At 58.5% G+C, this 11,335-nt stretch carries 9 protein-coding genes; 5 read left to right on the top strand and 4 right to left on the bottom strand.

What is annotated here, in order from left to right; translation table 11 throughout:
• The first annotated feature begins 60 nt into the window (after nt 1–60).
• Together BN874_RS07805 and BN874_RS24355 are read left to right on the top strand one after the other, a co-directional pair.
• Nucleotides 61–702 (top strand): hypothetical protein, encoded by a 642-nt coding sequence (locus tag BN874_RS07805; protein WP_154724803.1) that lies wholly within the window; start codon nt 61–63, stop codon nt 700–702.
• Nucleotides 703–1,007: 305 nt separating this feature from the next.
• On the top strand, nt 1,008–1,415 hold the full coding sequence (locus tag BN874_RS24355; RefSeq protein ID WP_154724802.1) for a hypothetical protein: 408 nt from the start codon (nt 1,008–1,010) through the stop codon (nt 1,413–1,415).
• 827 nt (nt 1,416–2,242) lie between these two features.
• On the opposite strand, the gene pbpC is transcribed toward BN874_RS24355, so the two are convergent.
• Both pbpC and icd read right to left on the bottom strand, forming a co-directional pair.
• Entirely contained in the window at nt 2,243–4,351 is a 2,109-nt protein-coding gene (gene pbpC / locus BN874_RS07795) for a penicillin-binding protein 1C (RefSeq protein WP_081756227.1), read from the bottom strand.
• Between the two features lie 213 nt (nt 4,352–4,564).
• Nucleotides 4,565–6,331 carry an isocitrate dehydrogenase (NADP(+)) gene (gene icd / locus BN874_RS07790; RefSeq protein WP_034431907.1) on the bottom strand — a complete coding sequence of 589 codons (1,767 nt, stop codon included), beginning with the start codon at nt 6,329–6,331 and terminating at the stop codon, nt 4,565–4,567.
• 185 nt (nt 6,332–6,516) lie between these two features.
• On the opposite strand from icd, the gene BN874_RS07785 reads away from it, so the two are divergent.
• Entirely contained in the window at nt 6,517–7,446 is a 930-nt protein-coding gene (locus BN874_RS07785) for a hydrogen peroxide-inducible genes activator (RefSeq protein WP_034431906.1), read from the top strand.
• 9 nt (nt 7,447–7,455) lie between these two features.
• Here BN874_RS07785 and asd read toward each other — a convergent pair whose 3' ends face one another.
• A complete protein-coding gene (gene asd, locus BN874_RS07780; protein ID WP_034431905.1) occupies nt 7,456–8,328 on the bottom strand; it encodes an archaetidylserine decarboxylase in 873 nt (290 codons plus the stop codon).
• A 144-nt stretch (nt 8,329–8,472) separates the two neighbouring features.
• Here asd and fabI point away from each other — a divergent pair, with 144 nt between their 5' ends.
• Together fabI and BN874_RS07770 are read left to right on the top strand one after the other, a co-directional pair.
• Nucleotides 8,473–9,258, top strand: a complete 786-nt coding sequence (gene fabI, locus BN874_RS07775; RefSeq protein ID WP_034431921.1) for an enoyl-ACP reductase FabI — start codon at nt 8,473–8,475, stop codon at nt 9,256–9,258.
• 118 nt (nt 9,259–9,376) lie between these two features.
• Nucleotides 9,377–10,204: a UDP-2,3-diacylglucosamine diphosphatase gene (locus BN874_RS07770; protein WP_034431904.1), complete on the top strand. Its 828-nt coding sequence runs from the start codon at nt 9,377–9,379 to the stop codon at nt 10,202–10,204.
• Nucleotides 10,205–10,336: 132 nt separating this feature from the next.
• On the opposite strand, the gene epmA is transcribed toward BN874_RS07770, so the two are convergent.
• Nucleotides 10,337–11,332: an EF-P lysine aminoacylase EpmA gene (gene epmA / locus BN874_RS07765; RefSeq protein WP_034431903.1), complete on the bottom strand. Its 996-nt coding sequence runs from the start codon at nt 11,330–11,332 to the stop codon at nt 10,337–10,339.
• Nucleotides 11,333–11,335 lie beyond the last annotated feature (3 nt).

The following is an 11,335-nucleotide window of genomic DNA, read 5'->3' as shown; positions in this document are numbered from 1 at the left end:
TACCCTACCGAAGGCTCCCTATTCATATCAATAAGTTAGAGAAAACTGTCCGAACCATTGGTGTTAAAAGAGTTTCAACATATCACCAAGCGCTTTGTGGAACTGGCAGAGCCACGTTTTCAAGGGATTTTTCCACACGAACCAGAAGATGCACAGGTTTTAGGTTATCTCTGGGCGCGAACCATCACCTGCCCGTATTGTGAAGGGGTGATTCCACTATCACCGAATTGGCGATTGGCTCCCGATGGCACTGGCGTTCGGCTGAAACCCACCCCAGTGACCCATCATTGCAAATTTGAAATTGTCCACAGCGTCAAGGAACAATCTGCTGGCACGGTCAAAGGCGGTGATGCGACTTGTCCTTATCCGGGTTGTGGGCGAACTGTGGACGGCGTGGAAATTAAGAAACAAGCCCAAGCTGGAGCAATGGGCGAACAGCTTTTCACCGTGGTTTTCAAGCGCCGCATCGTGACCCGCACCAAAACGGGCAAGCCCCGTGAAAAATGGGAACGTGGTTATCGTGCCCCACGCCCGGAAGACGATAACAGTGCAGTAATTACAGCACGATTGGCGGAGAAAATGCCGGCATGGGAGGCGCTGGATTATATGCCGAGTGAGGCGATTACTGATCCAACAAACTATGATCGCGGCCATAGAATAGACATTATCAGAAACAATAAGAGCATTAGATTAGAATTTTAATTAAGCTGTTATTTTTCAACATGTTAAATATTTATTTTTATTCGGTTCCTTATGTTTCTGATAATGTCTAATGTATGGAATGTATTACTGGCGCAATATGTTTTCGCCCCGGCAATTGCTTTGCCACGGGACAAGCGTGGAAATTTTCCCCTCCTGTAAATTTTCCTGTGATCGGAATTGTGGGGCAGGCAGGTAAAATGAATATCACTTGGTTGGATCAATAGGTTAGATGCAGTCAACGCCTTAGCCTGACGCTGCTAACCCTCGCCATCACAGGAAAATTTACAGGACCAATTTTCCTGGAATTGCTGGACGAGGAACATCAATCTGGCGAATTGAGCGAATTAGTGCGGGCAGCGTTTGGGTATTTGGCGCTGGCACTGGATAAGTTTATTGATTACAACTCGCGAATATCTGCTTGGCATGGTGGGCGTGAGGTGATGGAGCATACATTCCGTGACCATGCGTTTGTCTTAAAATGGTCCTATGCCGAAATGGCCCCGCTCATTGTCGGTTTAGGCTATGACTGGGCGATTGAGCAAGCCGCCAAGTGCATCAAGGAATTCGTTGAAGAAACTGCTATCGGTCAGGGTGACGGGGAACGGGGCGGGCGGGCTGGGATGGGTCACGGTAATACCGTCAGAGAAGCTGTTATTTCCGAGCGTTCCGCTAGTGTAAAAATTGCTGACAACGACGGTATTGTTGCTTGTTAGGCCATCGTTGCCGATGAAATCGAAGGCCAAACTCGCCGCCTTGCCGTTCAGAGCAGCGGTATTGAGGCTAAATTGGAGCGTGGTGGCGTGGGCGGGCATGGGGCCGGCCCACAAAAAAGCCGCCAACGCGGCGGCGAAAACCGAAGAGCGACCAAAATCCGCTACATTTTTGTTACAATGGGGGGGGGTAAAAATCATTGGAGTCCTTGGCTATCGCTGCGTAGGGTAATTATTCAGAAAACAAAGCATTAAACGAGCCAAAAATTTATAAGGATTAGTCATCAATAAGATACCAAAAACAATCGGCCCAATGCTACCCAGTAGCTGTAAAATTTTCTGACTATACAGAATAGTAACAATTAACCTATAAGATTTTTAACTTCAATAAGTTATAAAAAATATCTCCTTTCTCCGCGCCCCGAACCCGCCAAAATGCCCGGAAATCGGTGTAAAAAATCCTGACAAACCGCAGCGGGGTCAGTACCCGTCTGCCAGACTGGATGGCGGATCACCGCCACCGGCTTCCAGCCCGTGAACCGAGCGAAGGACATTCAGCAGCGGTTGATGGAACGGCAACTCTGCCGGATCAATTCGACCCGGCGTGCGACTTCCGCCTTGAGTCGCGCTTTGCCTCCGGCCAGCCACAACAGCAGCGCAACCAGATACAAAATCCTCGTTGTTGTGCTTATGAGAAAAAAGTCTAGCAGATGCCCCCCTACGATTCCAGAGAGGTATGACCGTCCAGTCCTGTCGCCAAAATTCGCAAATTCAACGAACATTGGCTCAGGCGTTTTTTCCCGCTCAGGGTTGATTGGCTGACATCCGGGTTATTCCCCCCGGCTGATCCATACTTCGGCGCTGGCGGCTTGACCCACCTGATCCAGCACCGTGATCCGTGCCGACCCTGCGCCGTCCGGTTGCCAAAACGCCTCCCGCCGCCACGGTGCTGCTGCCAGCGGGCGGCCATTCACCAGCCAGTGCAGCGGCTTGACGCCACCTTTCGCCGACAGCGGCAGCTCCGCCCATACCCCATCACGCTCCGGCAGTTCCACCGTCGATCCGGCCACCGGAAAAGTGAGCGTCAGCGGCGGCGCGTTAACCGTTTCCCGCGCCGGGCGGGTACGGAAATAGCGCAGCCGTTCCGGCAACTGCTCGCGCTGAACCCGCAGCACTGCGTCCGGCGGCGGCGCGACCGGTTGGCCCGCCGGTTCCGGCAACAGCCCGAACACCCGAAACAGCAGCGGCGCAGCGGTATTGCGGCCGTAATAGCCGGGACTGGGGGAACCGTCCGGTCGCCCGACCCAGACCCCCACGGTGTAATCGGCGTCGTAACCCAGCGCCCAGGCATCGCGGAAGCCATAGGATGTGCCGGTTTTATGGGCGATGACGCGGGGGCGAGCCACGCTGGCCGGCCCGACCACGTTTTGCGGCACCGGTGCGCTGCGCAGAATCTCGCCGAGATACCAGCAGGCGGTTTCCGTCAACAAGCGCTGCTCTGACCCAGCGGGATCGGTGGGACTGAACCACAACGGCGCGATAAGTCCGCCATTGGCGAAGCCCACATACAACGTCACCAACTCCTCCAGCGTCATCCCCACTCCGCCCAGCACCAGCGGTAACCCCGGCTGCGGATGCGCTTTGCTCCAATGCAACGGCAACCCGACCTCGCGCAGTCGCGCCGCTACCCGCGCCGGCCCGACCTGCTCCAGGATTGCTACTGCCGGGATATTCAAGGACTGTTGCAGCGCCTCGCGCACCGTCAGTTGCCCGGCATAGGTATTGCGGAAATTGGTCGGGCTGTAATCGCCAAACCGGGTGGGCACATCCTCGATCAGGGTTTCCGGGTGAATCAGCAGATCGTCGAAGCCCAGACCGTACACCAGCGGTTTCAGGGTTGAACCCGGTGAGCGCACCGCCCGAACCAGATCCACTTGGCCGGCGCGGCGCGAGTCGTGGAAGTCGCTGGCGCCGACGTAGGCCAGCACCCGCCGGTCACGGTTGGCGACGACCAGAATTGCCAAACTGCTATTTAATTCCAGCGTGGATTGCTGTTGGCGGGCCAGCGTTTCCAGGGTGTGTTGCAAGCCCCGCTCGATAAAAGTTCGATGGATGACGGTGGCCGGTTGCGTGGTTCGCAGCCGTTCAGCGAGATGTGGGGCGAGGAAGGGCAAAGATCGCAAATGGGTCGGTAACAGTTCCTGGCGGGCTTCGATCACCTGCTGCTCACTCAGGATCGCAAGCTGAGCCATCCGCAACAGCACCTTGTCACGCGCCGCCCGCGCCCGTTCGGGGAAACGATCCGGGCGCAGCCGCGACGGTGCTTGCGGCAGCACCACCAGCAGCGCGGCTTCTGACGGGGTTAACCGAGTCGGTTCCTTGCCGAACCAGGCGAGCGCGGCGGCGCGCACCCCCTCCAGATTGCCGCCGTAAGGCGCCAGCGTCAGGTAAAAATCGAGAATCTCCGCCTTGCGGTAACGCTGCTCCAGTTGCAGGGCGCGCAGCATTTCCCCGAACTTGCCGCTCATCGTGCGCGGATGCGGTTCCAGCAGGCGAGCGGCTTGCATGGTCAGGGTCGAGGCGCCTGACACGATTCGGCCCTGACTGCACCACTGTCCCAGCGCCCGCACTACCGCCAGCGGGTCCACGCCGGGATGAAGTTCAAAGCGTTGATCTTCGTAGGCCAGCAGCATCCGCAAATACAGCGGGTCTACCTCGTCCGACCGGGCCGACAGCCGCCATACTCCCGGTGGCGTGGTAAAAGCGCGCAACATGCGACCCTGCGCGTCCAGCACCAAGGTTGAAGTCTGGCGGGCGCGGTCCAATGGCGGCGGCAATATTCCATCCAACGCCAGCAGGACGCTGGTGATGATTACCAATGCCGCCAATCCGTAGCCGATGCGCCGGTGGCGGAGTAGGGGATGTTTCAGTGCTGGCATTTCCTAATACCATTCAAAACTTTCGCTTTCCGTCATTCCCGCGCCAGCGGGAATCCAGTAACTCGCCGAAAAGATTGGATACCCGTTTTCACGGGTATGACGACACCCGGTTTATTAGCGAAAGTCCTGACTACAAAAAAGCGGTGTTCCCGCCCGACCGAGTGGGTCGTAGCGCGAACACCGCGATGGCTTCCAGGGGTCAGCCGGGCGGGATCAGACGTCAGGCCCCCAGCCGAACACTTCCACGGCGCGGAACAGATCGTTGTCGGTGACCATGCCGACCGGTTTGCTGTCCATCTCGACCACCACCCGGCGCACATTGGCCTCAGCCATGCGCTGCGACGCTTCGGCCAGCGACATTTCCCGCTTGACCGTCACCAGTGGGCGGGTGGTGACTTCGCTCACTTGCACCCGCGCTGGCGAGCGATTGACGCTGATGATTTTCTTCAGCACGTCGCGGTCGGTCATGATGCCCCATTGCCCGCTGGCGTCCGGCTCGACCATCACCGCGTTCACACCCTTTTCGATCATCAGATGCATGGCGACGTTGACCATTTCGTCGTTCTTGACGCTGACCACCGGCGCCATGATGCCGCCTACGGTGCCGGGCAAGCGACCGGATGCGATCATCGCCTGCAACGGATCGGCGACACGGGCGGCTTCCAGCACCTTGCGCGCTTCCTCCTGGGCGCGGCGACGGCGGGCCGCTTCCTCGCGCAGGACCGGGCCATATTCCTTGATTTTAACGATGATCAGATCAGCGAATTTGCTGGTGGGAACCTCGGTGCCACCTTCCATCTGCCGGGCAAAGTCGTAGGTCACGGTCTTGTCGGCGATCACTTGGGTCAGGGCGGTTTCGATCAGCTCAGCGGCTTCCTTCCAGCCCATGTACTCCAGCATCATCACCCCGGACAGCAGCAGCGAACCGGGGTTAACCTTATCCAGATTGGCGTACTTGGGCGCAGTGCCGTGGGTCGCCTCGAACACGGCCACATGGTCAGCCATGTTGGCACCGGGCGCGATGCCAATGCCGCCCACTTCCGCCGCCACCGCGTCGGAGAGGTAGTCACCATTCAGGTTCATGGTCGCCAGCACCGAGAATTCTTCCGGTCGCAGTTGCAACAACTGGAAAATAATGTCGGCGATCCGATCCTTAATCACAATCTTGCCGGGCGGCTGTTTGCCGCCGTGGATGCTGTACAGTTCGTTTTCGGTGATGGTCTGATCCGGGAATTCATCGCGCGCCAGTTCGTAACCCCAGTTACGGAAGGCGCCTTCCGTGAACTTCATGATGTTGCCCTTATGCACCAGGGTCACACTGTCGCGGTTGTGGTCAATCGCGTACTGGATGGCTTTGCGCACCAGCCGCTTGGAGGCAAACGGCGAGATCGGCTTGATGCCGAGACCGGCGGCGTCGAAGAAGGTCGCGCCCATTTCTTCACGCAGAAACTTGGCCAGCTTGATGTTTTCGGGCGAGCCGGATTTGTATTCGATACCGGCGTAGACGTCCTCGGTGTTCTCGCGGAAGATCACCACGTCCACCTTCTCCGGGAAGCGCACCGGCGACGGTACGCCGGGGTAATAGCGGACGGGGCGGACACAGGCATAAAGGTCGAGGTCTTGGCGCAACGCCACGTTCAGCGAGCGGAAGCCGCCGCCCACCGGGGTAGTCAACGGCCCCTTAATGGCAACCACCAGTTCCTTGATCGCTTCCAGGGTTTCATCCGGGAAGTAGTTGCCCTCATAAATCTCCGCTGCTTTTTCGCCCAGATAAATTTCGCACCAGTGAATTTTGCGCTGACCGGCGTAGGCTTCTTCAACCGCCGCATCCCACACCCGCAGCGAGGCTTTGGTGATGTCGGGACCGATGCCGTCGCCTTCCACGAAACCAACAATAGGTTGATCGGGAACGTGCAGCTTGCCGTCCTGAACCGTAATTTTCTCGCCGACCGTGGGAATGCGAATATGCTTGTAGGCCATAAGCCCTCCTTAACGTGTTGTTGTGGGTTCCACAGCGTGCTGAAGTGGGGGAGTGCGCGGCGGCGGGAGAAAGCCGCCAGCGGGTGCATAAAATCGCTCGTAAACTTACACGCAAACGCGCCAAGTGTCCATGCAGCCGGGTCGCAGCGCCGGTCTGAATCCAGTCCTCAATCAGCGGTATCGCCATGACTCTCAACGAATTGCGTTACATCGTCGCCGTCGCTCGCGAGCGGCATTTTGGCCGTGCCGCCGAAGGGTGTCATATCAGTCAGCCGTCGCTGAGTATCGCGGTGCGCAAGCTGGAAGAGGAACTGGGCGTTATTCTATTTGAGCGCGGTTCTGGCGAAGTGACGATCACGCCGGTCGGTCAGCGCATTGTTGAGCAGGCGCGACGGGTGCTGGACGAGGCGGCGACGGTCCGGCAGATTGCCGCTCAAGGTCAGGACGAACTGGCCGGGATGTTGCGGCTGGGGGTGATTTACACCATTGGCCCTTACCTGTTGCCACATCTGATCCCACGGCTCCATCGCCGTGCGCCGGATATGCCGTTGCAGATCGAGGAAAACTACACGGCAGTATTGAGCGAGCGGCTCAAGGACGGGGAACTGGACGTGCTGATTCTGTCACTGCCGTTTGAAGAGTCGGGTGTACTGACGAAAGCAGTGTACGAAGAACCGTTCGTGGTGCTGATGCCGACCGGTCATTCGCTGGAACGGGTCGCGAGTATTGATGCACCAACTTTGGCGCAACAGGACTTGCTGCTGTTGGGGCCGGGTCATTGCTTCCGTGACCAGGTGTTGCGGTTCTGCCCGGAGTGTAACCGGGTCAATACGGCGTTGGGGACGATGCGGCGAACGCTGGAAGGCAGTTCACTGGAAACGATTCGGCTGATGGTGGCGACCGGAGTCGGCATCACGGTGTTGCCCTATACCTCGGTCAGCGGTTATGCCCATGCCGGTGATTTGCTCAGTGTCCGCCCGTTTGTGGAACCGGCGCCGGCCCGGGTGGTGGCGCTGGCCTGGCGCAAAAGTTTCCCACGCGGCGCAGTGATTTCACTGTTGACGGCTGCTATTCACGCCTGCCCGTTGGGAGCGGCGGTGAAGCTGTTGCAGTGAGTGGGCCGATCAAAGCACTGTTCCCAAGTATTGCCCCATCTGCACCGTGGTTCCGGCCTGAAATGCGGATTCCCAGCGCACCGCCTCTGGCCCAAATAGCAGAATCACGGTCGATCCCATGTTAAAGCGACCCATTTCCGCGCCTTTATCGAGTGACACGGCACCCGCGCCCTGCGATGGATAGTTCCAATGCCGGATGGTGTTACCCAATGGCGGTGTGATCACTCCCGCCCACACTGTTTCAATCGACGCCACATTGATCGCCCCCACCAGCACCAGCGCCATTGGCCCCGCCGGGGTGTCGAACAGTGTTGCAACCCGTTCGTTACGGGCAAAGAGTTCCGGCACTACCCGCGTGGTCAGTGGCGACACGCTGAACAGCGCGCCGGGAATATGCACCATCTCCCGCAAGCGCCCCGCCAAGGGCAAGTGAATCCGGTGGTAATCACGTGGCGACAGATACAGCGTGGCAAAGGCTCCACCCCGAAACGGTCGCGCCCGTTCCGAATCGCCGCCTAACAGTGCGGTCAGCGAAAAGGTCTGTCCTTTGGCTTGCAGCAGGGTATCAGCCTGGGCAACGCCAATTTGACTCACTGCGCCGTCCACCGGACAACACACGGCCCGATCACCTGAAGCTATCGGTCGTGCGCCGGGCTTGAGCGCGCGGGTGAAGAAGGCGTTGAAATCGGGATAGGCGCCCGGTTCCGCTTCCAGCGCTTCGGCCAGATTGACCCGGAAGTGCTGAGCGAACCCGCGAATCAGCGCCTTTTTGAACCAAGGCGTTTGAATTCGTGTCAGCCGATAAATCAGGCGGGTCAATAGCCGTTGCGGCAGCAGGTATTGCGGCAGATTGCGTAGATGATCACCGATGCGGTTGATCATGACTTTGTTCTTTTCCTTCTGGTTATAAACAGTGCGAGCATATCGGCTTTACTGTTGAAACGGTAGAATGCAATTTCCCTTAACTAATAATGGAGAATTCTCATGGCAACCCTGATTGATCCCAATGATCCCGCGCTGCAACCGATGAATCCGCCGGGTTTGCCCTTGGCGGGCAAGAAAGCGCTGGTCATCGGCGTAGCCAACAAGGATTCCATTGCCTACGGTTGCGCTCGGGCCTTCCGAGCCTTCGGCGCCGAGGTAGCGATGACCTACCTGAACGAAAAGAGCCGCTCCTATACCCAAGTGCTGGCGGATGCGCTGCAAGTTCCGCCCGAACTCTACCTGCCGTGCGATGTACGCGAACCTGGTCAGATGGAAGAAGTGTTCAAGGCCGTCGAAGAACACTGGGGCAAGCTGAATGTGCTGCTGCACTCGATTGCCTTCAGTCCCAGGGAAGATCTGCACGGTCGAGTCACTGACTGTTCGCTGCCAGGATTCCTGTCCACCATGGAAGTTTCGGTCTGGTCGCTGATCCGGATGACCCATCTGGCCGAGCCGCTCATGGAGAAAGAGGGCGGCGCGGTGCTGACGCTCAGCTACTTCGGTGGCGAGAAAGTGGTGCCCCATTACGGAATTATGGGTACAGCCAAGGCTGCCCTGGAAACTACGGCGAAATACCTGGCTGCTGAACTGGGACCGAAGGGCATCCGGGTCAATATCGTTTCACCGGGGCCGGTGATGACCCGCGCCGCATCCGGTATTGATCGCTTCGATGAACTGCTGAATCACACCAAGGAGCGCGCCCCGACCCAATCGCTGGTGACCCCGGATCAGGTGGGCATTGCCACCGCCGCGCTGGCCTGCGAGTTTGCCAAAATTATCACCGGTGAGGTGTTGTACATGGATGGCGGCTACAACATCATGGGTTGAAGCCACACCGGCGTTGCTGTGCGTGTTACCAAGAATTCACGCCGTTATTATCTAATATTCATGCTGTTCCAGCAGATTCTGCTGCCTATCGTCATTGACGCTGACGCGAGGCGGATGTATGCAGCCGAACCACTTCCGATCCATTTGGGTCTCCGATGTTCATTTGGGCTTTAAGGACTGCAAAGCGGAATTTCTGCTGGATTTTCTGGAAACCACAGATTGCGAGCAACTGTATCTGGTCGGCGATCTGATCGATTTCTGGAACCTGCGCCAAGGCGGGCGCTGGCCGACGGCGCATGGCCGCGTCATTAAGACGATACTGGGCAAGGCTAAGCAAGGAGCGCGAGTGGTCTACATTCCGGGTAACCACGACGAAGTTGCCCGTGATTATCTGGGACTGCGGGTCGGCGGGATTGAAATCCTGCCGGAGTGTGAACATCGCACCGCCGACGGTCGGCGGTTCCTGGTGACTCACGGCGACGAACTGGACAGTGCGGTCAAGTGCGGCGGCTGGCTGGTCAGCGTCTTCGGCGACTGGATGTACGATGCGCTGCTCTTTGCGAATCGCTGGACTAATCGGATTCGCCGCCGACTGAATTACCCGTACTGGTCGCTGGCGAATTTCCTCAAGCTGCGTATCGGCCAGGCTGCTGCCTACATCACCCGTTTCGAGGCCGCCGCCGCCCGCGAGGCTCGGCACCGGGGTTTTGATGGCATTATCTGTGGCCATATCCACAAGGCGGAACTGACCGAAATCGAGGGAACATGGTATGCCAATGACGGCGACTGGGTGGAAAGCTGCACCGCCTTGGTGGAACACGCCGACGGGCGGTTGGAAGTGCTGTACTGGGCTGCGGAACTGGCGCAACGCCGGGTGAGGTCCATTCAGCAACCGGTGGCGGCGCCAGAACCGGAACCGATCCTGGAATGCAAAACTTTTCGCTGACGGTGAGGTGGACCGGGCTTTCAGCCCGCATCGCTATTATCTGCCGCCGTGCGTTCCTGGTTCAATGCCCAGCATCGCGGCAAGGCCGCATCATCTTGATCGCGGAGCAGATTTTGATACTTCCAGCGCTGTTTAAGCTCTATCGGCCGGAAAAGCGATCACGTCCTGGATCGCCGCCTTGCCTGCCGCCAGCATCACCAGTCGATCAAAGCCTAGCGCCACCCCGGCGCAATCGGGCAAGCCCGCCTCTAAAGCGGCCAACAGGTTCTCGTCCATTGGCATGGCCGGCAGTCCTTGCGCTCCTCGCGCTGCATTTTCCGCCTCAAAACGACGACGCTGCTCACCCGCATCGCCCAGTTCGTGGAAACCATTGGCCAGTTCAAGGCCGTTCACGTACAGCTCAAATCGCTCGCCCAGCGGCGGATCGCCGGGCCGCAGCCGCGCCAGCGCCGCTTGCGAGGCGGGATAGTCGTAGATGAAACTCAGCCGCCCTTGCCCCAAGCGGGATTCGATACCATGGGTCAGCAATAAATCCAGCCAGGGATCAACGTCATCCATCGGCATCCCCGGCACCATCGAAATACCGCATTGTTCCACGCACCGTGCTAGTTCTGTCACGCTGACGCGGTGCGGATCCAGCTTCAGATGGCGCTGAAAAATCTCGCGATAACTCAGCCGTTCTGCGGTCGCCAGCGGCAACCGTCCGGTCAGCAGCATCGTCACCAGTTCTGCCACTTCCGTCATTAGCTGATGATGATCGAAACCGACCCGATACCATTCCAGCAGGGTGAATTCGGGATTGTGGCGGCGACCCGCTTCACCATCGCGAAAGACCTTGGCGATTTGATAAATGCAGCCGCTGCCCGCCGCCAGCAAGCGTTTCATCGGGAATTCCGGCGAGGTGTGCAGATACAGCATCCGGCCGTGGCGCGGTCCTGGTCCCGAATAGGGTGTAGCGAAACTGAACAGGTGCGGATCGGTAACGGCCGCCGCTGACAGCGCCGGTGTCTCCACTTCCAGCACCGCGTGCGCCGCGAAGAACGCCCGTGTTTTCGCCAGCAGTTCGGCGCGCAGGCGCAAGGTGTCGCCGTCAGCGACCGGTCGCCAGTTGCGAGGAGGAGAGGGCATGTT

The organism is Candidatus Contendobacter odensis Run_B_J11 (genome assembly GCF_000531125.1).
Classification (GTDB): domain Bacteria; phylum Pseudomonadota; class Gammaproteobacteria; order Competibacterales; family Competibacteraceae; genus Contendibacter; species Contendibacter odensensis.
This window is presented reverse-complemented; position numbering and strand designations above follow the sequence as displayed.

Excerpts from the sequence above, each read along its gene's own strand:
- BN874_RS07785 (WP_034431906.1), top strand. The coding sequence starts at position 6,517 with ATGACTCTCAACGAATTGCGTTACATCGTCGCCGTCGCTCGCGAGCGG.
- BN874_RS07770 (WP_034431904.1), top strand. The coding sequence starts at position 9,377 with ATGCAGCCGAACCACTTCCGATCCATTTGGGTCTCCGATGTTCATTTG.
- epmA (WP_034431903.1), bottom strand. The coding sequence starts at position 11,332 with ATGCCCTCTCCTCCTCGCAACTGGCGACCGGTCGCTGACGGCGACACC.
- fabI (WP_034431921.1), top strand. The coding sequence starts at position 8,473 with ATGAATCCGCCGGGTTTGCCCTTGGCGGGCAAGAAAGCGCTGGTCATC.
- asd (WP_034431905.1), bottom strand. The coding sequence starts at position 8,328 with ATGATCAACCGCATCGGTGATCATCTACGCAATCTGCCGCAATACCTG.
- icd (WP_034431907.1), bottom strand. The coding sequence starts at position 6,331 with ATGGCCTACAAGCATATTCGCATTCCCACGGTCGGCGAGAAAATTACG.
- pbpC (WP_081756227.1), bottom strand. The coding sequence starts at position 4,351 with ATGCCAGCACTGAAACATCCCCTACTCCGCCACCGGCGCATCGGCTAC.